The organism is Photobacterium sp. WH24 (genome assembly GCF_019204055.1).
Classification (GTDB): Bacteria; Pseudomonadota; Gammaproteobacteria; order Enterobacterales; family Vibrionaceae; genus Photobacterium; species Photobacterium arenosum.
Map to the genome: position 1 here is coordinate 16,185 of NZ_JAGSOZ010000019.1, position 23,714 is coordinate 39,898.

The 23,714-nt window shown below is 54.0% G+C and carries 22 protein-coding genes; 9 read left to right on the forward strand and 13 right to left on the reverse strand.

What is annotated here, in order from left to right:
• The first annotated feature begins 22 nt into the window (after nt 1–22).
• The 4 genes from KCG43_RS18205 to KCG43_RS18220 all read left to right on the forward strand — a co-directional run bounded on the left by KCG43_RS18205 (nt 23) and on the right by KCG43_RS18220 (nt 3,658).
• Entirely contained in the window at nt 23–289 is a 267-nt protein-coding gene (locus KCG43_RS18205) for a YihD family protein (protein WP_192017625.1), read from the forward strand.
• A gap of 178 nt (nt 290–467) precedes the next feature.
• Complete coding sequence (gene ccoG, locus KCG43_RS18210; RefSeq protein WP_218386713.1) at nt 468–1,898, forward strand: cytochrome c oxidase accessory protein CcoG; 1,431 nt, start codon at nt 468–470, stop codon at nt 1,896–1,898.
• 95 nt (nt 1,899–1,993) lie between these two features.
• Nucleotides 1,994–2,983, forward strand: coding sequence for a serine/threonine protein kinase (locus tag KCG43_RS18215; protein ID WP_218386715.1), 990 nt, complete (start codon nt 1,994–1,996; stop codon nt 2,981–2,983).
• 72 nt (nt 2,984–3,055) lie between these two features.
• A complete protein-coding gene (locus KCG43_RS18220; protein ID WP_192017628.1) occupies nt 3,056–3,658 on the forward strand; it encodes a thiol:disulfide interchange protein DsbA/DsbL in 603 nt (200 codons plus the stop codon).
• A 64-nt stretch (nt 3,659–3,722) separates the two neighbouring features.
• On the opposite strand, the gene KCG43_RS18225 is transcribed toward KCG43_RS18220, so the two are convergent.
• Nucleotides 3,723–5,249 carry a YifB family Mg chelatase-like AAA ATPase gene (locus KCG43_RS18225; RefSeq protein ID WP_218386717.1) on the reverse strand — a complete coding sequence of 509 codons (1,527 nt, stop codon included), beginning with the start codon at nt 5,247–5,249 and terminating at the stop codon, nt 3,723–3,725.
• A gap of 413 nt (nt 5,250–5,662) precedes the next feature.
• On the opposite strand from KCG43_RS18225, the gene ilvG reads away from it, so the two are divergent.
• The 5 genes from ilvG (at nt 5,663) to ilvA (ending at nt 11,996) form a co-directional block, all read left to right on the forward strand.
• A complete protein-coding gene (gene ilvG / locus KCG43_RS18230; protein ID WP_218386750.1) occupies nt 5,663–7,312 on the forward strand; it encodes an acetolactate synthase 2 catalytic subunit in 1,650 nt (549 codons plus the stop codon).
• The gene (gene ilvM / locus KCG43_RS18235; protein WP_027251721.1) at nt 7,309–7,569 is read left to right on the forward strand and encodes an acetolactate synthase 2 small subunit; all 261 of its coding nucleotides are present in this window, start codon (nt 7,309–7,311) and stop codon (nt 7,567–7,569) included. The genes ilvG and ilvM overlap by 4 nt, the downstream gene beginning before the upstream one ends.
• 15 nt (nt 7,570–7,584) lie before the next feature.
• Nucleotides 7,585–8,517, forward strand: coding sequence for a branched-chain amino acid transaminase (locus tag KCG43_RS18240; RefSeq protein WP_120513865.1), 933 nt, complete (start codon nt 7,585–7,587; stop codon nt 8,515–8,517).
• A 78-nt stretch (nt 8,518–8,595) separates the two neighbouring features.
• Nucleotides 8,596–10,437 carry a dihydroxy-acid dehydratase gene (gene ilvD, locus KCG43_RS18245; RefSeq protein ID WP_218386720.1) on the forward strand — a complete coding sequence of 614 codons (1,842 nt, stop codon included), beginning with the start codon at nt 8,596–8,598 and terminating at the stop codon, nt 10,435–10,437.
• A 5-nt stretch (nt 10,438–10,442) separates the two neighbouring features.
• Complete coding sequence (gene ilvA / locus KCG43_RS18250) at nt 10,443–11,996, forward strand: threonine ammonia-lyase, biosynthetic (protein ID WP_218386752.1); 1,554 nt, start codon at nt 10,443–10,445, stop codon at nt 11,994–11,996.
• A 108-nt stretch (nt 11,997–12,104) separates the two neighbouring features.
• On the opposite strand, the gene KCG43_RS18255 is transcribed toward ilvA, so the two are convergent.
• From KCG43_RS18255 to atpB, 12 genes are all read right to left on the reverse strand, one after another.
• Nucleotides 12,105–12,485 (reverse strand): helix-turn-helix transcriptional regulator, encoded by a 381-nt coding sequence (locus KCG43_RS18255; RefSeq protein ID WP_027251725.1) that lies wholly within the window; start codon nt 12,483–12,485, stop codon nt 12,105–12,107.
• 286 nt (nt 12,486–12,771) lie between these two features.
• Nucleotides 12,772–14,604, reverse strand: coding sequence for a glutamine--fructose-6-phosphate transaminase (isomerizing) (gene glmS / locus KCG43_RS18260; protein WP_192017634.1), 1,833 nt, complete (start codon nt 14,602–14,604; stop codon nt 12,772–12,774).
• A 27-nt stretch (nt 14,605–14,631) separates the two neighbouring features.
• Complete coding sequence (locus tag KCG43_RS18265; protein WP_218386722.1) at nt 14,632–15,405, reverse strand: DeoR/GlpR family DNA-binding transcription regulator; 774 nt, start codon at nt 15,403–15,405, stop codon at nt 14,632–14,634.
• 168 nt (nt 15,406–15,573) lie between these two features.
• Nucleotides 15,574–16,935, reverse strand: a complete 1,362-nt coding sequence (gene glmU / locus KCG43_RS18270) for a bifunctional UDP-N-acetylglucosamine diphosphorylase/glucosamine-1-phosphate N-acetyltransferase GlmU (RefSeq protein WP_218386724.1) — start codon at nt 16,933–16,935, stop codon at nt 15,574–15,576.
• A gap of 224 nt (nt 16,936–17,159) precedes the next feature.
• Entirely contained in the window at nt 17,160–17,582 is a 423-nt protein-coding gene (locus tag KCG43_RS18275) for a F0F1 ATP synthase subunit epsilon (RefSeq protein WP_192017637.1), read from the reverse strand.
• Nucleotides 17,583–17,599: 17 nt separating this feature from the next.
• Nucleotides 17,600–19,006: a F0F1 ATP synthase subunit beta gene (gene atpD / locus KCG43_RS18280; protein WP_218386726.1), complete on the reverse strand. Its 1,407-nt coding sequence runs from the start codon at nt 19,004–19,006 to the stop codon at nt 17,600–17,602.
• A 32-nt stretch (nt 19,007–19,038) separates the two neighbouring features.
• Nucleotides 19,039–19,905, reverse strand: coding sequence for a F0F1 ATP synthase subunit gamma (gene atpG, locus KCG43_RS18285; protein ID WP_192017639.1), 867 nt, complete (start codon nt 19,903–19,905; stop codon nt 19,039–19,041).
• Between the two features lie 44 nt (nt 19,906–19,949).
• On the reverse strand, nt 19,950–21,491 hold the full coding sequence (gene atpA / locus KCG43_RS18290; protein WP_027251732.1) for a F0F1 ATP synthase subunit alpha: 1,542 nt from the start codon (nt 21,489–21,491) through the stop codon (nt 19,950–19,952).
• A gap of 16 nt (nt 21,492–21,507) precedes the next feature.
• Complete coding sequence (gene atpH, locus KCG43_RS18295) at nt 21,508–22,041, reverse strand: F0F1 ATP synthase subunit delta (protein ID WP_192017640.1); 534 nt, start codon at nt 22,039–22,041, stop codon at nt 21,508–21,510.
• A gap of 17 nt (nt 22,042–22,058) precedes the next feature.
• Nucleotides 22,059–22,529 (reverse strand): F0F1 ATP synthase subunit B, encoded by a 471-nt coding sequence (gene atpF, locus KCG43_RS18300; RefSeq protein WP_192017641.1) that lies wholly within the window; start codon nt 22,527–22,529, stop codon nt 22,059–22,061.
• Nucleotides 22,530–22,578: 49 nt separating this feature from the next.
• Entirely contained in the window at nt 22,579–22,836 is a 258-nt protein-coding gene (atpE, locus tag KCG43_RS18305) for a F0F1 ATP synthase subunit C (protein WP_005302247.1), read from the reverse strand.
• Between the two features lie 65 nt (nt 22,837–22,901).
• The gene (atpB, locus tag KCG43_RS18310; RefSeq protein ID WP_192017642.1) at nt 22,902–23,708 is read right to left on the reverse strand and encodes a F0F1 ATP synthase subunit A; all 807 of its coding nucleotides are present in this window, start codon (nt 23,706–23,708) and stop codon (nt 22,902–22,904) included.
• Between the last annotated feature and the right edge of the window lie 6 nt (nt 23,709–23,714).

The following is a 23,714-nucleotide window of genomic DNA, read 5'->3' on the forward strand; positions in this document are numbered from 1 at the left end:
GCTTAAGAAAAGGAGCCAGATAATGGCTGAGCACCGCATTGCTGAACTGCTGGCACTACTCAAGCCTTATTGGCAGCATTTCCCGGATTTAAACCTGGCAGAGATCATGGCACAGCTGGCAAACGAAGCCGGCTTCCAAGGATCACTGAGCGATGTGAGCGATGATATGTTGATTTATCAGCTGAAAATGCGGCAGGAAAAGCGAGAGGCCATGATTCCTGGCCTGGCTAAAGACTGCGAGCCAGATTTCAAAACCGCCATACTCCAAGCCAGAGGGATCATCAAATAACCCCAAAAACCTTAAGCGCATTATTTGAGCGAGGTAGAATATTCAACCAGTTAGATAATGTATAATCCGAGCTTATTACTATCAGGGCCAATAGCACCTGAATTTATGATTGCCCAGGCGATGCACCCGGGCACATCTGCCAGCGTACAGACTGGCTATGCCCAAGGAATGCAATGCCATGAATCAAGAGAGAATCAAAATTAAGGACGTCACTCCCAAAGAGTACAATCCTAAGACCCATAAAGGCGGCGACGACCGCTTCAACCCGAGTAACCGTATTTATGTGCGGGCCATGAAAGGGGTCTATCAGCAGCTGCGCCAGCGTATGGGGTGGTTAATGATGGGCCTGTTCCTGATACTGCCGTGGATCACCTACAATGGCAGGCAAGCAATTTTGCTTGATATCGGCCGCCAGCAGTTCAACATTTTTGGTACCACTTTCTGGCCTCAGGATCTGATGTTACTGGCCAGCCTGCTGATGGTCGCAGCCTTTGCGCTGTTTTTTGTCACTACCTTCCTCGGCCGGGTCTGGTGTGGTTATATGTGCCCGCAAACGGTCTGGACCTTCATTTACATCTGGTTTGAGGAAAAGCTGGAAGGGCCGGCCAACAAGCGCCGCTCTCGGGACAACAAGGCACTGACCGCCGATCTTGTCGTGCGTAAAACACTCAAGCACATTGCCTGGCTGCTGGTTGCCCTGATCAGCGGCCTGACCTTCGTCGGCTATTTCCTGCCTATCCGTGAATTAGTCCCCGGCTTCTTCACCCTCAGTGCCAGCTTCCTGGCCGTGTTCTGGGTGCTGTTCTTCACCTTCTGCACCTATGGCAACGCTGGCTGGATGCGCTCAATCGTCTGTATTCACATGTGTCCATATGCCAGATTCCAGTCTGCCATGTTCGACAAAGACACCTATATCGTCGGCTATGATGCTGCCCGAGGCGAAAAACGCGGCCCGCGCTCACGCAAAACCGATCATAAAGCGCAGGGGCTGGGTGACTGTATCGACTGTAACCTCTGCGTGCAGGTTTGCCCGACCGGGATCGATATCCGGGATGGCCTGCAGTATGAGTGCATTAACTGCGGTGCCTGTGTCGATGCCTGTAACCAGACGATGGACAAAATGGGCTACCCGCGCGATCTGATCACTTACACCACAGAGCACAAGCTGGAAGGCAAGAAAACCCATGTCATGCGGCCAAAACTGATCGGCTACGGCGCTGTGATGCTGGCGATGTTCGGCCTGATGGCCTATCTGGTGGTTTCCGTACAGCCTATGGGACTGGATGTGATCCGCGACCGTAACCAGCTGTTCCGTATCAATACCGAAGGGCTGGTCGAGAATACCTACACCCTGAAAATTCTCAATAAAACCCAGCAGGATGCCACTTATCAGCTGCAGGTTGAAGGTCTGGACAATGCCCAGTGGTATGGCCCTCAGCAGGTTAATGTCAATGCCGGTGAAGTATTTACCCTGCCGATAAGCCTGGGTGTTGACCCTTATGAGCTGGAACGACCAATTGTCGATATCCGGTTTATCATGGAACATCAGGGCAGCGAGGAAACAAATCGTCTGGTGACCGACAGCCGCTTTATCGGCGAGTTACGATAGCCACCTCACGCCAATCAGGAAATAAAGGGCCGATTACGGCCCTTTTTCATTATGCTGTATACTGATGCGACATTTATAACCATGGCTGTACCACTATGACAGCACTTGATGATTTCAGCTTTGCTGATCTGACACCGGACCTACTGCTCAATGCGCTGGAGAGCACGGGCATCTATGCCTCATCGGGACTGTTGCCCCTCAACAGTTATGAAAACCGGGTCTACCAGTTCAGCAGTGATGACGGCCGCCGCTACGTCGCCAAATTCTACCGTCCGCAGCGATGGAGTGACGCCCAGATCCAGGAAGAACATGACTTCGCCGCCGAGCTGGCTGCGCAGGAAATTCCGCTGGCAGCGCCCCTGGTCATGAACGGCCAAACCCTGCACCACTATGAACACCACCGTTTCGCGCTGTTTCCCAGCGTCGGCGGCCGCCAGTTTGAAGTCGATAATGCAGACCAGCTTGAGCAGGTCGGCCGCTTCCTGGGCCGCATCCACAAAGTCGGTCAGCGCACCCTGTTCAGCCACAGACCGACCATCGGGCTGGAGGAATATCTGGTTCAGCCCCGGCTCGTCCTGGAGCAGTCCGGGTTTATCCCGATGCATCTGGAATCGGCTTTTTTCGGCGATCTGGACCGCCTTATCGCCTTATTGAGCGAACGCTGGCACAGCGACTGGCAGTCGCAACGTATTCACGGTGACTGCCATCCGGGCAACATACTGTGGCGCGACGGCCCGCTGTTTGTCGACCTGGACGATGCGCGAAACGGGCCGGCTGTGCAGGATCTATGGATGCTGTTAAACGGCAGCCGCCAGGATCAGCTGATGCAGTTGGATACCCTGCTGGAAGCGTATGGCGAATTTGCCGATTTTGATCCGCGTGAATTGCAACTTATTGAACCATTACGTGGTCTTAGATTGGTGCATTACATGGCATGGCTAGCAAAACGCTGGCAGGATCCGGCTTTCCCGCGTGCATTCCCCTGGTTTGCTGATGCAAAATACTGGGAAGGTCAGGTACTGGCCATTAAAGAACAACTGGCTGCCCTTGAAGAGCCGCCACTGCAGCTGATGCCGCAATGGTAATCAGTCTGACTTGAATCCGAACAGCCGTACCTGTAAAAGGTATTGTATTGATTTTTCAGGGAGAACCCTTACATGTTTAAAACACTTTTTGCGCTGGCAACAGCAGCGCTGCTTTCTTTTTCCGCGCATGCCGCCAAGTTTAGCGAAGGCGATTACTATCAGGTGCTGGAACTGCCGAAATCTTCCACACCGGTTGTGAACGAGTTTTTCTCGTTTTACTGCCCGCACTGCTTCAACTTTGAACCGCTGATCCAGCAACTGAAAACCAAAATCCCGGACAACGCCAAGTTCCAGAAAAGCCATGTCTCCTTCATGGGCGGCAACATGGGCACCTCTATGAGCAAGGCTTACGCGACCTCGGTCACTCTGGGTATTGATGACAAAATGATCCCGGTACTGTTCAGCCAGATCCATCAGGCGAACAAACCGCCGCGCAACGATGAAGAGCTGCGCCAGATCTTTCTGGATAACGGCGTGAAAGCCGAAGACTTCGATGGCGCCTTCAACAGCTTCGCCGTCAACTCTATGGTCAACCGTTTCAACAAAGGTTTCCGCGACAGCGGCCTGACCGGTGTCCCAGCCGTGGTGGTCAACAACAAATACCTGGTGAAAACCGACAAAGTGAAATCCGCTGACGAATACTTCGAGCTGATCAACTTCCTGCTCAAGCAGTAAGTTTTTTCTCTGTGAAAAAGGGCCGAAAGGCCCTTTTTTTGTCTCAGTTGTTTCTCCGAACAAGTCACACCACCTGACTGGTGATCTGCTTCAGCAGCCGGTCCATGGCGCGGTAGCCTAAGGCTTCGGCCAGATGGACCCGTTCGATCTCGGGTTTGCCGGCCAGATCGGCGATGGTGCGGGCGACTTTGATGATGCGGTGATAGGCGCGGATTGACAGGCCGAGCTGGTGCAGGGCGGTTTCGAGAAACTCGGCGTCGGCTTTGGTCAGCGCACAGTGCTGGTCCAGTTCACGGGTACCGAGCAGAGCGTTGATCTTGCCGCCGCGGCTGTGCATCCGGCCCCGAGCTTCCTTCACCCGCTCTTTGATCACCCCTGTGTTTTCCCCTCTGTCGCCGCCCTGTGCCAGGGTGCCACGGGGCAGGGCGGGGATCTCAATCGACATATCAAACCTGTCCAGCAACGGGCCGGACAAACGCCCCAGATAACGCAGTATGGCCTGCGGATTGGTACGGGTCTGGCTGCCTTCGTAGTAACCGGTCGGGCTGGGATTGAGGGCGCCAATCAGCTGGAACCGGGCCGGAAAGGTGGTTTTGCTGGTGGCACGGGAAATCACTATCTCGCCAGATTCCAGCGGTTCACGTAAAGAATCCAGCACTTTGCGTTCAAACTCCGGCATTTCATCTAAAAACAGAATCCCGTTATGGGCCAGCGAAATTTCACCGGGGCGGGGGATGGAGCCGCCGCCCACCAGCGCTGCCATCGAGCTGGAATGATGCGGGGCGCGAAACGGACGGTTGCGCCAGTTGCCGGCATGGAGTGACTGCGCGGTCAGGGAGGTGATAGCGGCCGTTTCCAGCGCTTCCTCGACATCCATCTCAGGCAGCAAATCGCACAACCGTGAGGCCAGCATGGTCTTGCCGGTGCCGGGCGGGCCGACAAACAGCAAATTGTGACCGCCTGCCGCGGCGATCTCCAGCGCCCTTTTGCCCTGCTGCTGGCCTATGATGTCCTGCATGTCGCGGCCATTGACCATCGGCACTGCCTGACCGGGCGCGCGACAATGCAGCGACAACGCTTCCTGACCACACAGGTAGGCACACACGGCCAGTAAGCTGGCCGCTGATTTGTGTATCTCTCTGCCCACCAGCGCCGCCTGATCGCCATTGGCATCGGGCAGCACCAGGCAGCGATTCTTCTGCTTGGCCGCCAGCGCCGCCGGCAGCGCGCCTTTGATGGAACGTAACTCGCCAGACAGGGCCAGTTCGCCCAAAAATTCATGATCGTGCAGCTTAGTGTCGGGGATCTGGCCGGATGCGGCCAAAATGCCCAGCGCGATGGGCAAGTCAAAGCGCCCGCCCTCTTTGGGCAGATCGGCCGGGGCCAGATTGACAGTGATCCGGCGCGACGGAAACTCGAAATTAGCATTCACTATCGCGCTTCTGACTCTGTCTCTGGCCTCCTTCACTGTGGTTTCAGGTAACCCCACCAGATTGACCGCCGGCAGGCCATTACTGAGGTGAACCTCTATCGTAACCGCCGGCGCATCCACCCCGACACAAGCCCTGCTGTGAACTATCGCCAACGTCATTTTCAACCTCTCAATAAATTAATTAACTGCCATATCACTGGATAAACACGTTTTATCAGCATAATGTACGCAAGATATCCAAGGCGGATTGAAAATAACCACAACAAATTTCTTGTCATGCGACGAATGTCTGTGTTAAGACTAAGGACGCACAACATATAAACAAGAATTTTGGACAGACAAGCCAATGCTATTAAACGTCAACCTACTGGTCCTCATTATTAACGTCATCGTGGTGATTATCTCACCGCGACGGGGGCTGGCAGGCGTAAAATAGCACATACGCAAACACACGCTAAAAAAGCCCCCGCACCGAAAGGTCCGGGGGCTTTTTTCATACCTGATGCCAGAAGACTGCACTATTCCAATAAACCGCAGCACTGGCAGAGGTCATCAAGAAACAGGGAGCCATGATGACAGGCGCAGAGTTAGTAGTAGAAGCCTTGAAACAACAGGGGGTGAGCACAGTCTTCGGATATCCGGGCGGTGCCATCATGCCAATTTACGATGCCTTGTACGATGGCGGCGTCAAGCATGTGCTGTGCCGCCACGAACAGGGGGCTGCCATCGCCGCTATCGGCTATGCCAGAGCCAGCAAAGGGATAGGCGTTTGCCTGGCCACCTCAGGGCCGGGGGCCACCAATCTGATCACCGGACTGGCCGACGCCATGCTGGATTCCATCCCGTTAGTGGCTATCACAGGTCAGGTCGCCAGCCCTATGATAGGCACTGACGCGTTTCAGGAAGTCGATGTCCTGGGGATGTCACTGTCGTGCACCAAGCACAGTTTTCTGGTAACAGACCCGGCAGAACTGCCCGCCGTCCTGAGCGAGGCCTTTGAAGTGGCACTGAGCGGCCGCCCTGGCCCTGTGCTGGTGGATATCGCCAAAGACGTACAAGTCGCCGCCATCGAACACCCGCTTGCCCCACTGCATGAATTACCTGCGTTACCCGAGACCGACCCTGCACAGTTTGCTCTGGCTCAGCAGCTTATTGCCGACAGCCATCGTCCTATTCTTTATGTCGGTGGCGGTGTACAGCTGGCAGATGCCGTCGCCAGTGTGCGCGAGTTTCTCGACATCACGCACATGCCGGCAGTGTCGACCCTGAAAGGGCTGGGCTGTGTTGAGAAAAACTATCCGTACCACCTGGGCATGCTGGGGATGCACGGCACCAAAGCCGCCAACCTGGCGGTACAGGAAGCCGATTTGCTGATTGCGGTCGGTGCCCGTTTCGACGACAGGGTGACCGGCAAACTGGATACCTTCGCGCCTCATGCCAAAGTGGTCCATCTGGATATCGATACCGCCGAGCTGGGCAAGCTGCGTCAGGCCCATGCCGCTTTGCGCTGCGATATCAATGAGGTGCTGCCGCAACTGGCCCGTCCGATGGCGCTGGCGCCCTGGCAACAACACGTTACCCACCTGATGGCAGACAACAGCTGGCGTTATGACCATCCGGGCGAGCGTATTTTCGCGCCGCTGCTGCTGAAACAACTGTCAGACAAAATGGATGACAACACTGTCATCAGCACAGATGTCGGCCAGCACCAGATGTGGGTGGCCCAGCATATGAGTCACAGACAACCGCAGAATCTGCTGACCTCGGCCGGGCTCGGCACTATGGGCTTCGGCCTGCCGGCCGCTATCGGTGCCAAGCTGTCCCGTCCGGACGATCAGTCTGTCCTGGTCTCGGGCGACGGCTCTTTCATGATGAATGTGCAGGAACTGGGCACCATTCGCCGTCTCGGCCTGCCGGTCAAGATTGTACTGCTGGACAACCAGCGTCTGGGCATGGTGCGTCAGTGGCAGGAGCTGTTCTTTGACGGCCGCTACAGCGAAACCAACCTGTCCGATAACCCGGATTTCGTCACCCTGGCCAGTGCCTTCGGCATCCCGGGCCAAACCATTACGCGCAAAGATCAGGTCGGTCCTGCGCTGGATACCCTGCTGGCGAGCGAGACAGCCTACCTGCTGCACGTTGCCATTTCTGAAGCTGATAACGTCTGGCCGCTGGTTCCACCCGGTGGTGCCAACCACGACATGATGGAGGAACCTGTATGACCCAGCACACCCTGACTATCCAAGCCACCAGCCGTCCGGAATTACTGGAACGTGTTCTAAGAATCACACGCCACCGCGGATTCATGGTAAAACAGTTTTCAATGGCGCATAGTGAAGATTGTCAGTCCGTCGACATTGAAGTCACGGTAGACAGCGAGCGTCCCATCAGTGCCCTCTATCACCAGCTGGACAAACTGTGGGATGTCAACGGCGTCACCATTTTAGAGCAACAACAAAAACAACAAATCAGCGCATAACGAAAGGATTACACAATGGCAAACACAGCAGATTACATTTGGTTTAATGGCGACATGGTGCCTTGGGCAGACGCGAAAGTACACGTACTGACTCACGCGATGCACTACGGTACTTCCGTGTTCGAAGGCATTCGCTGCTACGAGACGCCAAACGGACCTGTGGTCTTCCGTCACCGTGAGCACATGGCCCGACTGAAAGATTCTGCCAAGATCTACCGCTTCCCGATCCCATACACTGTTGATGAGCTGATGGAAGCCTGCCGCGAAACCCTGCGCGCCAACAAACTCAATTCTGCCTATATCCGTCCGCTGGGCTATGTGCCTAACGTGGGTCTGGGTGTCTGTCCGCCGAACGGCACGGAAATGGATCTGATCATCGCGGCGTTCTCCTGGGGCTCTTACCTGGGCGAAGAAGCACTGGCCAACGGAGTCGACGCCATGGTGTCGAGCTGGAACCGCGCCGCGCCGAATACCATTCCGACCGCTGCCAAAGCGGGCGGTAACTATCTGTCTTCGCTGTTAGTCGGTGGTGAAGCCCGTCGTCACGGTTATGCCGAAGGCATTGCGCTGGATGTGCGCGGCTACCTCTCTGAAGGGGCCGGTGAAAACATCTTTGTGATCCGCAACGGGGTGATTTCTACCCCACCGGCCACCAGCGCCATTCTGCCGGGCATTACCCGCGATGCCATAGTGACGCTGGCCAAAGACATGGGTTATGAGATCCGCGAAGAAAACATCGCCCGCGAGGCGCTGTATCTGGCCGATGAAGTCTTCATGACAGGTACCGCGGCGGAAATCGTCCCGGTACGCAGCGTTGATCAGATCACAGTCGGCGAAGGCAAACGCGGCCCGATCACCGAAAAGATTCAAGCGGCTTTCTTTGGCCTGTTCAACGGCCAGACTGAAGACAAGTGGGGCTGGCTGGATCCTGTATATCCGGCAAAATAAGCCACACTTATAAGCAAGAGAAGTAATGTCCCCGCCGGTGTCTTCGGGCACCGGCGGCCAAAAAAGGAATTTCACGTTATGCCTAAGTACCGTTCAGCCACCACCACCCACGGCCGCAATATGGCGGGTGCCCGCGCCCTGTGGCGTGCCACCGGCGTCAAAGATGAAGATTTTGGCAAACCTATCATCGCTGTCGTTAACTCCTTCACCCAGTTCGTACCAGGCCATGTTCACCTGAAAGATCTGGGGCAGCTGGTTGCCGCTGAAATTGAAAAAGCCGGTGGGATTGCCAAAGAATTCAACACCATTGCCGTTGATGACGGGATTGCCATGGGTCACGGCGGCATGCTGTATTCCCTGCCGTCGCGCGAACTGATTGCCGACTCGGTCGAATACATGGTCAATGCCCACTGTGCCGACGCCATGGTCTGTATCTCCAACTGCGATAAGATCACCCCGGGCATGCTGATGGCGTCCATGCGCCTCAATATTCCGGTGATCTTCGTCTCAGGCGGCCCGATGGAAGCCGGTAAGACCAAACTCTCTGATCAGATCCTGAAACTGGATCTGGTCGATGCCATGATCCAAGGGGCTGATCCGAAAGTCTCTGACGAGCAAAGCGAGCAGATCGAGCGTTCAGCCTGCCCGACCTGCGGATCCTGCTCAGGCATGTTCACCGCCAACTCGATGAACTGCCTGACCGAAGCCCTTGGCCTGAGCCAGCCGGGTAACGGATCATGCCTGGCCACCCATGCCGATCGTAAAGAGCTGTTCATCACCGCCGGTCAGCGCATTGTCGGTCTGACCAAGCGTTATTATGAGCAGGACGACGACAGCGTGTTGCCGCGCAACATTGCCAGCAAGAAAGCCTTCGAAAATGCCATGGCGCTGGATATTGCCATGGGCGGCTCCACCAATACCGTGCTCCACCTGCTGGCGGCGGCGCAGGAAGGCGAGATCGATTTCACCATGGAAGACATCGACCGCATGTCGCGCCGGGTGCCTCACCTGTGTAAAGTGGCGCCGTCGACGCAGAAATACCACATGGAAGATGTCCACCGTGCCGGGGGCGTGTACGGCATTCTCGGTGAGCTGGACCGTGCCGGCCTGCTGCACTCAGACGTTCCCAACGTGCTGGGCATGACGCTGTCAGAAGCCCTGGCCCGCTACGACATCAAGCAAACCGATTCAGAAGAGGTCGCTTCCTTCTTCCGCGCCGGTCCGGCCGGTATCCGTACCACTCAGGCCTTCTCACAAGACTGCCGCTGGGACACTTTGGATGACGATCGCGAGAACGGCTGTATCCGCAACAAAGCCCACGCTTTCAGTCAGGATGGCGGATTGGCCGTGCTGTCGGGCAACATGGCGGTCGACGGCTGTATCGTGAAAACCGCAGGCGTCGATGAAAGCTGCCTGACCTTCAAAGGCCCGGCCGTGGTGTTCGAGAGCCAGGAAACCGCGGTTGAAGGCATACTCGGCGGCAAGGTCAAAGCCGGTGATGTGGTGGTGATTCGTTATGAAGGCCCTAAAGGCGGCCCGGGCATGCAGGAAATGCTGTATCCGACCACTTACCTCAAATCAATGGGGCTGGGTAAAGAGTGCGCCCTGATCACAGACGGCCGTTTCTCCGGCGGTACCAGCGGCCTGTCTATCGGCCACGTGTCACCGGAAGCAGCCAATGGCGGCACCATAGGCCTGATTGAAAACGGCGATCTGATCACTATCGACATCCCTAACCGCGGTATTGAGCTGAATGTGGATGATGCCACCCTGGCACAGCGCCGTGCCGCCGCCGATCAACGCGGCTGGAAACCGGTCGACCGTCAGCGCAGCGTCTCTTTTGCCCTGCGTGCCTACGCCAACCTGGCGACCAGTGCCGATAAAGGCGCGGTCCGCGATAAATCCAAACTGGAAGGGTAAGTATGATGAGTGAGGTGACACAGGCCAGAGCTGCTGAGTTTCTCAGCGGCGCTGACTATTTAAGGGAAACACTGCGCGCCCCCGTATACGAGGTGGCGCAGGTCACCCCGCTTCAGGACATGGAAAGGTTATCCCAGCGTTTGGGTAACCGTATCCAGATCAAGCGCGAAGACCGCCAGCCAGTGCACTCATTCAAACTTCGTGGTGCCTACAACATGATGTCTCAGCTGACCGCTGCACAACGCCAGGCAGGTGTGATTGCCGCGTCAGCGGGTAATCATGCACAGGGTCTGGCATTGTCAGCCCGCCAGCTGGACGTCAAAGCTGTGATTGTCATGCCGCGCACCACCCCGGATATCAAAGTAGAAGCGGTCAAAAGCTTCGGCGGCGAAGTGGTGCTGCATGGCAGCAACTTTGATGAAGCCAAAACGTACGCGATTGAACTGGCTGAAAAGCACCAATTCACCTTTATTCCTCCGTTCGACCACCCGGCGGTGATTGCCGGGCAGGGCACGATCGGCATTGAGCTGGTCCAGCAAAACGGCCATCTCAACTATGTGTTCGTGCCTGTCGGCGGCGGCGGTCTGGCCGCCGGGGTGTCGGTACTGCTCAAACAACTGATGCCGGAAATCAAGGTAATAGGTGTTGAAGCCGAGGATTCCGCCTGCCTGCGTGCCGCACTGGATGCCGGTGAGCCGGTTACTCTGGATCAGGTTGGCCAGTTTGCCGACGGGGTGGCGGTGAAGCGGATCGGCGACGAGACCTTCCGGCTGTGCCAGCAGTATCTCGACGATGTGATTACGGTCAGCAGTGACGAAATCTGCGCCGCCGTAAAAGACATTTTTGAAGATACCCGCGCGATCGCCGAGCCGTCAGGAGCATTGTCGCTGGCCGGTCTGAAGAAATACAGCGAGCAGCATCAGCTGCAAGGTCAGCAGCTGGCTTCGATTTTGTCGGGTGCCAACCTGAACTTTCACGGCTTGCGCTATGTGTCTGAACGTTGCGAACTGGGTGAAAAGCGCGAGGGTCTGCTGGCCGTCACTGTGCCGGAACGGCCGGGCGCGTTTCTCGATTTCTGTCACCTGCTGGGCGGCAGGGCAGTCACTGAGTTCAACTATCGCTACAACGACGACACGCTGGCCAATGTCTTTGTCGGTGTCCGTTTGCTGCAGGGGCAGGAAGAGCTGGAAAGCATCATTACCGATCTGCGAAAAGGCGGCTATCCTGTGGTGGATCTGTCTGATGATGAAATGGCCAAGGTGCATGTGCGCTACATGATTGGCGGCCGCCCGTCCAAGCCGCTGCAGGAGCGCCTGTACAGCTTTGAGTTTCCGGAATATCCGGGGGCATTGCTGAAATTCCTGACCACATTAGGTACCCACTGGAACATCAGCCTGTTCAACTACCGTAACCACGGTGCCGACTACGGCCGTGTGCTATGCGGAATTGAACTCGAAGATCATGACCTGCTGTCCTTCACCAGCCATCTGCGTGAACTGGGTTACCAGTGGAAAGACGAGACCGGCAATCCGGCCTACCAGTTCTTCCTCGCCCAGTAAGCAAATAGATCAGTAAACTGGTAGTAAACCAGCCAGAAAAACACAGCCCCGTATAAACGGGGCTGTTTTCTTTCACCTTTATCCTTTTCACTACCCTTATCGCTCCCGTCAGGATTTATCTTTCTGGGTCAGCGCCCGGGTGTATTCCGCCATGAAACCGGCCAGATTGATACTCTGCTGCAAAATCACATTCCGGGCCGAATGGGGCAGACGACTGAAATACTGGAGCAAGCGGTCAATTTCTTCTTTATATTCGCTTTCCAGAATTTCCAATCCTTCATCCCCGTACACGAACCAGGTCAGCGGCCGCTCAGTGATTTCTGAAATCGCCGACAGCAAACGCACTTTAGGCTCGGTTTTTCCTGTCTCCAGGTCCAGATAAGTTTGCCGGGCGACCCCCAGTTGCTGAGCCATATGTACCTGAGTCAGGCCTTTCCACTCTCGCGCTTCCTTGATCCGCGAGGCGATCTTCGCTTTAGGATCTGTCATCAATACCTCCACCACTGCAATATGTTCCGACCAAACAGGCCAGCATAAAATCAGCCAACTCAGGTGTTATTATTTTTATAAAAATATCAATATGTTATAGAAGGCGACATTTCGGGATTGCAAAGCGCAACGCAAAACAGGAAGAATTCAACCAAAGCATCTGATTTCGCAAACAAAAAACGTCACTTCTGTACTAAATCATAGACGCTGGGAGTAGGGGCGAAGGGTAAAACGAACAAAGGCGCCACAATTGACGCCTTTATCTCAGGGCTAAGACAGCCGTGTCTTATTCTACTGTCACCGATTTGGCAAGGTTGCGCGGCTGGTCAACATCCGTGCCTTTGATCAGCGCCACATAGTACGACAGTAACTGCAGCGGCAAGGTGTAGAGGATAGGGGCAATGAACTCGTCGCAATGCGGTACGTTCAGCACTGTCATAGTGTCGTCACTGGCGAAGTGGGCATTCACATCGGCAAACACATACATCAGGCCGCCACGGGCACGCACTTCTTCGACATTCGACTTCAGTTTTTCCAGCAGCTCGTTGTTCGGCGCCACCACTATCACAGGCATGTCGGCATCAATCAGGGCCAGCGGGCCGTGTTTCAGCTCACCCGCAGCATAGGCTTCAGCATGGATATAAGAGATCTCTTTCAGCTTGAGCGCACCTTCCATGGCAATCGGCGACTGCTCACCGCGGCCCAGGAACAGGGCGTGGTGCTTGTCGGCGAAATCTTCTGCCAGGGCTTCAATGTCGTCCGCCATCGCCAGCGTCTGCTCAATTTTGGCCGGCAGACTTTGCAGTGCCGCCACCAGCTTGGCTTCCAGCGCATCATCGATGGTTTTACCGCGGCCAATCGCCGCCACCAGCATCAGCAAACCGGCCAGCTGCACGGTAAAGGCTTTGGTGGACGCCACACCGATTTCCGCCCCGGCTTTCATCATGTAGGCCAGGTCGGATTCACGCACCAGCGACGAGCCAGGCACGTTGCAGATGGTCAGGCTGGCCATGTAACCCATTTCCTTGGCCAGACGCAGCGCGGCCAGGGTATCGGCAGTTTCACCAGACTGGGACAGGGTGACCAGCAGACTGTTCTCATACACATGTGATTTGCGGTAACGGAACTCAGAGGCAATCTCGACATTACAGGATACACCCGCCCATTGCTCCAGCCAGTAACGCGCCACCAGACCGGCGTGATAACTGGTTCCGCAGGCAATGATCTGAACATGTTTCACTTTCTGCAGCAGGGCTTCGGCGTTATCGCCAAAGGCTGATGCCAGCACTTTACCATTCGCCAGCCGGCCTTCCATGGTACGTTGCAGCGCTACCGGCTGTTCATAGATTTCTTTCAGCATGTAATGACGGTACTGACCTTTGTCACCGGCATCGTGCGACACTTCCGATTCTTTGATCTCGCGCTCAACCGGCTCACCCTGTTTATCGAAGATGTTCACTTCAAAACGGGTCACTTCCGCAACATCTCCTTCTTCCAGGAACGCAAAACGGCGGGTCACCGGCAGCAGGGCCAGCTGATCTGAGGCAACAAAATGCTCATCAACGCCATAGCCGATCACCAGCGGGCTGCCGGAGCGGGCCACCACAATCCGGTTCGGATCACGGCTGTCCATCACCACAGTGCCGTAGGCACCTTCCAGCTGAGACACTGTCTTCTGCACCGCTTGCAGCAGGCTGTCGGCGCTGCGCAGTTCCCAGTCCACCAAGTGAGCAATTACTTCGGTATCTGTCTGAGAAACGAAGGTATAGCCGCGTTCGGTGAGCACAGTACGCAGCGATTCGTGATTCTCGATAATGCCGTTATGAACAATCGCGATGTGCTCGCCGGACACATGGGGGTGAGCATTGGTTTCGGAAGGTTCACCGTGGGTCGCCCAGCGCGTATGGGCAATACCGGTGCCGCCGGACAGCGGGTTGGTGGCTACGGCGTCAGCCAGCTCCTGCACCTTACCCAGACGGCGAACTCGCTGCAGGGCATTGTCGCTGTCCACCACAGCCACTCCGGCAGAGTCGTAACCCCGGTATTCCAGCCGGCGCAAACCTTCAATCAGAATGCCAGCCACATCGCGTTGGGCCACCGCCCCGACGATTCCACACATAGAAAATACTCCTGAAAAAATTAAGATTTATACTTTGACGGCGGCGCAGATCACCTGCACCCCTTGCTGTTCGATTTCTGCCCTGGCAACCGGATCCAGACCTTGATCGGTGATCAGGGTGCTGATGCTGTTCCACGGCAGTTCAAGATTCGGGATTTTGCGTCCGATTTTGCTGGATTCGACCATCACCACCACTTCCCGTGAGACTTCTGCCATCACCCGGCTCAGGCCGATCAGTTCGTTGAAAGTAGTGGTACCGCGAGTGATATCAATGCCGTCGGCACCGATAAACAGCTGGTCAAAATCATAGGAACGCAGCACAGACTCGGCGACCTGGCCCTGAAACGCTTCGGAATGCGGATCCCAGGTGCCCCCCGTCATCAGCAGGGTCGGCTCGTTTTCCAGCTCATTGAGGGCATTAGCGACATTGAGTGAGTTAGTCATCACTATCAGGCCCTGCTTGTCACCCAGCAGGCCAATCAGAGCGGCCGTGGTACTGCCGCTGTCTATGATAATGCGGTTATGATCGCGGATACGGGCTGCAGCAGCCTGGGCGATCGCTTGCTTTCGAATCGAAACTTCCGGTTCATGACCCGCCGCCACAATCTCTGAGGGCATGGCAATCGCCCCGCCATAGCGGCGCAGCAGCAGACCGGCTTTTTCCAGCGCAGCAAGATCTTTACGGATAGTCACTTCGGACGTAGCAAATTGCTGAGCCAGCGCATCGACACTGACCTCGCCCTGTTCATTGACCAGAGCGACAATGCCATGGCGTCTCTGCTGGGTGTTTCGTTTCGACATGTAAGTTTTACTTATTATTTAAGTTTCGAACTGAAACCAAATATAGCAAACCAAAAGAAGTAAGATCAAGAAAATACCAAGATGGCAGCCAATAAGCTGTGCGGCAAGCTGAGTTTACGGCAAAAAAAAGCAGCGCCTGAGCGCTGCCTGTCTGTTAGCCGTTCCGGGTTATTTTTGCTTTTCCGGTCGCTTCCAGCCTTTTATTGTCCGGGCCGGGGCGCGAGTGATCACTAACTCACCGTCACCCACATCGCGGTTAATGGTGGCGCCGGCTCCGATAGTGGCACCCTTACCAATTTTCACCGGGGCGATCAGCTGCGTATCTGAACCGACAAAAACATCGTCTTCGATTTCAGTCCGGAACTTATTCGCACCGTCATAATTGCAGGTGATGGTTCCGGCGCCGATATTGACCCGATCACCGATTTGCGCATCGCCCAGGTATGTCAGGTGACTGGCCTTAGAGCCTTTACCGAGACGGGACTGCTTCATTTCGACAAAGTTACCGACATGGGAATCACCCACCAGCTCAGCGCCCGGGCGCAGGCGGGTAAACGGCCCCACAGTACAGTCTTCACCGACCGTCGCCCCTTCAATAATGCTGTAAGGGCGCACCAGAGTATTATCATCGATTTCGCAGTCAATCAGCACCGAACCCGCACCGATCACCACATTGTCACCCAGGGTGACATGGCCTTCAATGATGACATTGACATCAATTTCGACATCCTGGCCACATTGCAGGGTACCGCGCAAGTCAAAACGAGCCGGGTCACGCAGCATTACGCCCTGTACCAGCAAACGCTCAGCCTGAAGGCTCTGGTAAGCACGTTCCAGACGCGCCAGTTGCAGGCGGTTGTTAACGCCTTCCACTTCGACCGCTAAGGCCGGGTGGACCGCCTGGATATGACGGCCTTCAGCATGGGCCATGGCAATCACGTCAGTCAGATAATATTCACCCTGCGCATTGTCGTTTTTCAGCTGGCTCAGCCAGCGCTTGAGATCACCGCCATTGGCGACCATTACACCTGTGTTGATCTCACAAATTTGCTGTTGTGCCTGCGTGGCGTCTTTTTGCTCTACGATGGCGACGACAGCATCATCTTCGCGCACGATGCGGCCATAACCGGTTGGATCATCCAGCACTACAGTCAGCAGACCAATGCCGCCTTCTGGCTGTGCATCCAGTAATTTTTCCAGCGTCTCACCACTGATCAGTGGCACATCGCCATAGAGAATCAGTACCTGCTCATCATCACCAAAATCACCCGATGCCTGATTCACAGCATGACCGGTACCAAGCTGCTCAGCCTGAAGTACCCAGTTCACAGATTCTTCCGCCAGACGCGCCTGCATCAGATCGCCGCCATGGCCATACACCAGATGAATATTCGCGGCACCCAAATCGCTACAGGTATCGATTACGTGTTTTACCATCGGCTTACCTGCCAGAGTATGCAAAACTTTAGGCAGAGCAGAATACATGCGGGTACCTTTACCCGCGGCCAGGATCACAGCGCTGAAGCTCATGAATCAGTGTCCCTTCTTATCAATGTGGTGGATATCTGGATGCATTGTATCGGCTCACTGCATCCGATATAAGTCTTTGTCGATCATTATTGACACAGCATACACTGACAAACCACGGCTTTGTGAACTCATCCAAGACATTTCACTGCCAACCGGGAGCCGGGCAACTGCCTGCAGGCAAAAAAAAAGCGACCCTAAGGCCGCTTTTTTGCACAGATACCTGATTAACGCTTACGCCTTGTCAGCTCGATCACTCGAAGCTGGGCGATTGCTTTAGCCAGGTCACTGGCCGCTTGGGCGAAGTCGATGTCGCCATGCTGACTGTGGATACGCTCCTCAGCCTGACGTTTCGCTTCTTCAGCCTTGGCTGCGTCCAGATCAACACCACGGATTGCAGTATCAGCCAGTACAGTGACAGCACCTGGCTGCACTTCCAGCATACCGCCGGAGAGGTAAATGACTTCCTCACCACCGTGTTGTTTAACGATCCGAACCATTCCTGGCGTGATAGCGGTCAGCAGCGGGGTGTGGCCTGCGTGAATACCCAGTTCACCTTCGCTACCGGTCACCTGGATATTTTCAGCACGACCAGAGAAAAGACTCTTTTCTGCGCTTACTACGTCCAGATGGAAAGTTATCGCTGCCATATCGCCTCCTGTTCAGCTTACAGCTTCTTCGCGTTTTCCAGTGCGTCTTCGATCGCGCCGCAGTACATGAATGCCTGCTCTGGAATATCATCGTATTCGCCAGCCAGCAGGCCTTTGAAGCTGCGCAGAGTATCTTTCAGAGGAACATAGATACCAGGGTCGCCAGTGAAGACCTGTGCTACGTGGTAAGGCTGAGTAAGGAAACGCTCAATCTTACGTGCGCGGGCAACAGTTTGCTTGTCGTCTTCAGACAGCTCGTCCATACCCAGAATGGCGATGATGTCTTTCAGCTCTTTATAACGCTGCAGGGTGCTTTGTACACCACGTGCAATGTCATAGTGCTCCTGACCAACAACCAGAGGATCCAGCATACGTGATGTAGAATCCAGTGGGTCGATCGCTGGGTACAGACCCAGAGAAGCGATCTGACGAGACAGTACAACCGTCGCATCCAAGTGGGCGAACGTGGTCGCTGGTGATGGGTCAGTCAAGTCATCCGCAGGAACGTAAACGGCCTGAACAGAAGTGATAGAACCCGTCTTAGTCGACGTGATACGCTCCTGAAGTACACCCATCTCCTCTGCCAGCGTAGGCTGATAACCTACTGCAGATGGCATACGACCCAGCAGTGCTGATACTTCAGTACCGGCCAGGGTATAACGATAGATGTTATCGATGAACAGCAGTACGTCACGGCCTTCATCACGGAACTTTTCAGCCATAGTCAGGCCAGTCAGAGCAACGCGCAGACGGTTACCCGGTGGCTCGTTCATCTGACCGTAAACCATTGCTACTTTTGATTCAGCTGGATTTTCCAGGTTTACAACCCCGGCTTCCTGCATCTCGTAGTAGAAGTCATTACCTTCACGGGTACGCTCACCTACACCGGCAAATACCGACAGACCTGAGTGTTTCAGGGCGATGTTGTTGATAAGTTCCATCATGTTAACGGTCTTACCTACACCAGCACCACCGAACAGGCCGATTTTACCACCCTTAGCGAATGGGCAAACCAGGTCGATAACTTTTACGCCGGTTTCCAGCAGTTCAACCGCGTTAGACTGCTCTTCATAGCTTGGTGCTGCACGGTGAATAGCGTAACGCTCTTGTTCACCGATCTCACCACATTCGTCAATAGGTTGACCCAGAACGTTCATGATACGTCCCAGAGTCGCTGTACCTACCGGTACTTCAATTGGTCGGCCTGTATTTTCAACAGTCAGACCACGACGCATACCATCAGAACTACCCATGGCGATACCACGAACTACGCCGCCACCCAGCTGCTGCTGAACTTCCAGTACAAGCGTACCTTTTTCTTTGGCATCAACGTGTAGGGCATCATATACCTGTGGTACAGAGTCCTGTGGAAACTCTACGTCGACTACCGCACCGATGATCTGTACGATCTTACCTGTAGCCATCGTTAATCCTCTAAACTTATTAATTCTTTGCCTTAAACAGCGGAAGCACCGGAGACGATTTCCGACAGCTCTTGTGTAATCGCAGCCTGACGGGCTTTGTTGTACACAAGTTGCAGTTCGTCAATCAGATCACCTGCGTTATCCGTTGCCGCTTTCATCGCAACCATTCGGGCCGCTTGCTCACAGGCAAGGTTTTCGACCACACCCTGATAGACCTGAGATTCGACATAGCGAACCAGCAAGGTATCCAGCAGAGGTTTAGGCTCAGGCTCATAAATGTAGTCCCAAGCATGGTTACGTTTCATTTCTTCGTCTTCTGACTTAGGCAAAGGCAGCAATTGATCGATCACTGGCTCTTGAACCATGGTGTTGACAAACTTGTTGTACACCAGATACAAACGGTCCAGTTGGCCCTCATCATATTTCTTCAGCATCACACCTACGGTACCGATCAGCTCATCAACAGAAGGCTTATCGCCTAAACCTGTTACCTGAGCCGCAACACGGCCACCGTAGCTGTTAAAGAAAGCAGTGGCTTTAGCACCAATCAGCGCCAGTTCAACCTCTGCTCCCTGATCTGACCATGACTTCATCCCTGCGATAGCTTGTTTGAACAGATTCACGTTCAAACCGCCACACAGACCACGGTCAGTTGAAACAATGATGTAACCTACGCGCTTGGCCTCACGCTCCTCTAAATAAGGATGCTTATATTCGAGGCTACCAAGGGCGATATGACCGATCACTTTGCGCATTGTTTGTGCGTATGGACGTGATGATTCCATAGCGTCTTGCGATTTACGCATTTTAGACGCAGCAACCATCTCCATCGCTTTAGTGATCTTCTGAGTGTTTTTAACACTACCGATCTTGTTACGTATCTCTTTTGCGCCGGCCATCGTTACTCTCCTTGAGCTGGTGATCGCATGCGATCACCAACCAATTACCAAGTCTGGGTCGCTTTGAAATCTTCAACCAGTTTCACGAACTGGGCTTCAATTTCATTGTTCCACGCACCCGTTTCATCAATTTGAGCTACCAGCTCAGCAAATTGACTCTTGGCGTAAGACAGTAACGCAGCTTCGAAATCTGCCAGCTTAGTCAGCTCAACATCTTTCAGGTAACCTTTCTCAGCAGAGAAAATCACCAGCGCCTGCTCGAAAACAGACATTGGCGAGTACTGCTTCTGCTTCATCAGTTCAGTTACTTTCTGACCGTGGTCCAGCTGACGCTTAGTCGCGTCGTCCAGATCAGAGGAGAACTGGGCAAAGGCCGCCAGTTCACGATACTGAGCCAGTGCAGTACGGATACCACCAGACAGTTTCTTGATGATCTTGGTCTGAGCAGCACCACCTACACGCGATACAGAGATACCTGGGTCAACCGCTGGACGAATACCAGAGTTGAACAGTTCTGTTTGCAGGAAGATCTGACCATCGGTGATCGAAATAACGTTAGTCGGTACGAACGCAGATACGTCACCCGCCTGAGTTTCGATGATTGGCAGAGCAGTCAAAGAACCAGTCTTACCTTTCACTTCACCGTTAGTGAACTTTTCTACGTACTCTTCGCTAACACGAGCAGCACGCTCCAGCAGACGGGAGTGGAGGTAGAAAACATCACCAGGGAAGGCTTCACGGCCTGGTGGACGGCGCAGCAGCAGAGAGATCTGACGGTAAGCAACAGCCTGCTTAGACAGGTCATCGTATACGATCAGTGCATCTTCACCGCGGTCACGGAAGTATTCACCCATAGCACAACCAGAGTATGGTGCCAGGTATTGCAGTGCTGCCGCTTCAGAAGCAGACGCCACTACAACGATAGTGTTCTTCAGTGCACCGTGCTCTTCCAGTTTACGTACCACGTTGGCGATAGTGGACGCTTTCTGGCCGATAGCGACATAGATAGAGTAAATACCAGAATTTTTCTGGTTGATGATGGCATCGATCGCCAGGGCAGTTTTACCAATCTGACGGTCACCGATGATCAGCTCACGCTGGCCACGGCCGATTGGAATCATTGAGTCAACCGCCTTGTAACCAGTCTGAACAGGCTGGTCAACAGATTTACGGTCGATTACACCCGGTGCGATCACTTCTACCGGAGAGAAAGTATCGGTCTCAATCGGACCTTTACCATCAATCGGCTCACCCAGAGTGTTGACAACACGACCCAGCAGGGCAGGGCCGACAGGCACTTCCAGGATACGACCGGTTGCGGTCACTTTCATGCCTTCCTGAAGGCTGGCATATGGACCCATTACAACAGCACCTACCGAGTCACGCTCAAGGTTCAGTGCCAGTGCGTACAGGCCGCCTGGTAGTTCAATCATTTCACCTTGCATGACATCTGCAAGGCCGTGGATACGAATGATACCGTCGCTTACAGAAACGATGGTGCCTTCGTTACGCGCTTCACTGGCAACATTGAAATTTTCAATCCGTTGCTTGATCAGTGCGCTAATTTCCGTGGAATTAAGTTGCATGCTCCAATTCCCCAAATCAAGACTGCAAAGTATCGTTCAGACGGGCAAGCTTGCCTCGTACTGACTGATCGATGACTAAGTCTCCGGCTCTAATTACAACCCCGGCAATCAGGGTCTCGTCTACACTGCAGTTCAGCTTAACCTTGCGCGCCAGACGCTGTTCCAGCTTACTGATGATTGCACTCATTTGACCTTCGTCCAGGGTGATCGCAGAGATCACACTGGCTTCGATGGTTTTTTCCAGTTCATCTTTCAAGAACAGGAACTGAGTACAGACTTCAGGAAGAATTTTCAGGCGTCCGTTTTCGGCCATGACCTTAATCAGGTTCTGGCCGGCGTCGTTGAGTTGCTCGCCGCAAACTGACAGAAAGATTTCCGTCAGTTTGTCTGCCGCAAAACCACCATCCAGTACATCCAGAATGGTATCGTTTTTAGCGACTTCCGAAGCAAAGGTGAGCATTTCTGACCACTGGGCCAGCTCACCTTTCTCAACCGCATAATCAAAGGCTGCTTTAGCGTAGGGGCGTGCGATAGTAGTCATTTCCGACATGGTGCTTGCCCCTTCTATTACAGTTCTGCAGTGACTTTGTTAAGAACATCAGCATGAGCGTCTTTATCGATAGTACGCCCAATGATTTTCTCAGCACCAATCACAGCCAGAGTTGCAACTTGTTTTCTTAGGTCATCGCGCGCGCGATTACGTTCTGCATCAATTTCAGCACGACCTTGAGTCAGAATTTTTTCACGCTCGGCCGTCGCTTCCGCTTTGGCCTCTTCGATGATTTGAGCTTTACGCTTGTTAGCTTGCTCAATCAGTTCAGTTGCAGTACGTTTTGCTTCTTTCAGTTGATCAGAAGCATTTGACTGCGCCAGGTTGAGATCTTTGGCAGCGCGATCCGCTGCTGCCAAACCGTCAGCAATTTTTTTCTGACGCTCTTCAATCGCTTCCATAATTGGTGGCCATACATATTTCATGCAGAAGACCACAAACAGGAAAAACGCGATAGCCTGACCCAGTAATGTTGCATTCATATTCACAACGGCATCTCCTTAAACAGGGTAGCTATGGGTCCGTTACGTTCGTGGATTAACCAGCCAGCTGTCCAACGAATGGGTTAGCGAATGTGAATAGCAAAGCGATAACGATACCGATCATTGGAACCGCATCCAGCAGGCCTGCGATGATGAACATCTTAACTTGCAGCATAGGAGCCATTTCAGGTTGGCGAGCAGCGCCTTCAAGGAACTTACCACCCAGCAGGGCGAAACCAATCGCAGTACCCAGGGCAGCAAGACCTACAATGATGCCCACGGCAATTGCAGAAAAGCTTAGTAAAGTTTCCATCACTATCTCCAGTTTATTGTTGTCGGCCTAAATGCCAGTAAATAAAAAATAAAATTGTTTACGTATTAATGATTGTCTTCGTGAGCCTGAGACAGGTACACGATAGTCAGCATCATAAAGACGAAAGATTGAATCGTAATGACCAGGACGTGGAAAATTGCCCACGGAACCGAGCCCAGCCATTGTGCCCACCACGGCATCAGCGCCGCGATAAGAATAAACACCACCTCACCGGCGAACATGTTACCGAACAGACGCATGCCGAGAGAAATAGGCTTCGCCAGCAGCGAAACTACTTCCAGTAGCAGGTTGAACGGAATCATAACCGGGTGATTGAACGGGTGCAGTGCCAGTTCTTTGGCAAAACCGCCCAGGCCTTTGATCTTGATGCTGTAGTAGATCATCAATGCAAAGACACCCAGCGCCATTGCCATGGTGATGTTAACATCAGCAGACGGTACGACCTTAAGATAAGGAATACCTAGCCAATGCTCCGCCGGATACGGAAGAAAGTCGATTGGAACCAGGTCCATGACGTTCATCAAGAAAATCCAGCAGAAAATCGTCAGAGCTAGCGGAGCTATCAGCGCGTTGCGGCCATGAAAGGTTTCTTTAACGCTGTTGTCAACGAATTCCACCATTATTTCCACAAAACACTGTAGCTTACCCGGCACCCCTGAGGTTGCCTTCTTCGCTGCCAGACGGAACAATCCCAGAAAGATCGCACCTGTCAACACAGAAAAGAAAAGGCTGTCGATGTGTACCGCCCAGAAACTTCCCTCGGCCACCAGACCCAGCTTATCGGTTGATAAGTTTGTCAGGTGGTGAGTGATGTAACTGGAAGGTGTAAGCGCTTCACCTGGCGCAGCCATAACTCA

Bases quoted from the DNA above. Each gene is read 5' to 3' on its own strand.
- KCG43_RS18205 (WP_192017625.1), top strand. From the start codon at position 23: ATGGCTGAGCACCGCATTGCTGAACTGCTGGCACTACTCAAGCCTTAT.
- ccoG (WP_218386713.1), top strand. From the start codon at position 468: ATGAATCAAGAGAGAATCAAAATTAAGGACGTCACTCCCAAAGAGTAC.
- KCG43_RS18215 (WP_218386715.1), top strand. From the start codon at position 1,994: ATGACAGCACTTGATGATTTCAGCTTTGCTGATCTGACACCGGACCTA.
- KCG43_RS18220 (WP_192017628.1), top strand. From the start codon at position 3,056: ATGTTTAAAACACTTTTTGCGCTGGCAACAGCAGCGCTGCTTTCTTTT.
- KCG43_RS18225 (WP_218386717.1), bottom strand. From the start codon at position 5,249: ATGACGTTGGCGATAGTTCACAGCAGGGCTTGTGTCGGGGTGGATGCG.
- ilvG (WP_218386750.1), top strand. From the start codon at position 5,663: ATGACAGGCGCAGAGTTAGTAGTAGAAGCCTTGAAACAACAGGGGGTG.
- ilvM (WP_027251721.1), top strand. From the start codon at position 7,309: ATGACCCAGCACACCCTGACTATCCAAGCCACCAGCCGTCCGGAATTA.
- KCG43_RS18240 (WP_120513865.1), top strand. From the start codon at position 7,585: ATGGCAAACACAGCAGATTACATTTGGTTTAATGGCGACATGGTGCCT.
- ilvD (WP_218386720.1), top strand. From the start codon at position 8,596: ATGCCTAAGTACCGTTCAGCCACCACCACCCACGGCCGCAATATGGCG.
- ilvA (WP_218386752.1), top strand. From the start codon at position 10,443: ATGAGTGAGGTGACACAGGCCAGAGCTGCTGAGTTTCTCAGCGGCGCT.
- KCG43_RS18255 (WP_027251725.1), bottom strand. From the start codon at position 12,485: ATGACAGATCCTAAAGCGAAGATCGCCTCGCGGATCAAGGAAGCGCGA.
- glmS (WP_192017634.1), bottom strand. From the start codon at position 14,604: ATGTGTGGAATCGTCGGGGCGGTGGCCCAACGCGATGTGGCTGGCATT.
- KCG43_RS18265 (WP_218386722.1), bottom strand. From the start codon at position 15,405: ATGTCGAAACGAAACACCCAGCAGAGACGCCATGGCATTGTCGCTCTG.
- glmU (WP_218386724.1), bottom strand. From the start codon at position 16,935: ATGAGCTTCAGCGCTGTGATCCTGGCCGCGGGTAAAGGTACCCGCATG.
- KCG43_RS18275 (WP_192017637.1), bottom strand. From the start codon at position 17,582: ATGGCAGCGATAACTTTCCATCTGGACGTAGTAAGCGCAGAAAAGAGT.
- atpD (WP_218386726.1), bottom strand. From the start codon at position 19,006: ATGGCTACAGGTAAGATCGTACAGATCATCGGTGCGGTAGTCGACGTA.
- atpG (WP_192017639.1), bottom strand. From the start codon at position 19,905: ATGGCCGGCGCAAAAGAGATACGTAACAAGATCGGTAGTGTTAAAAAC.
- atpA (WP_027251732.1), bottom strand. From the start codon at position 21,491: ATGCAACTTAATTCCACGGAAATTAGCGCACTGATCAAGCAACGGATT.
- atpH (WP_192017640.1), bottom strand. From the start codon at position 22,041: ATGTCGGAAATGACTACTATCGCACGCCCCTACGCTAAAGCAGCCTTT.
- atpE (WP_005302247.1), bottom strand. From the start codon at position 22,836: ATGGAAACTTTACTAAGCTTTTCTGCAATTGCCGTGGGCATCATTGTA.
- atpB (WP_192017642.1), bottom strand. From the start codon at position 23,708: ATGGCTGCGCCAGGTGAAGCGCTTACACCTTCCAGTTACATCACTCAC.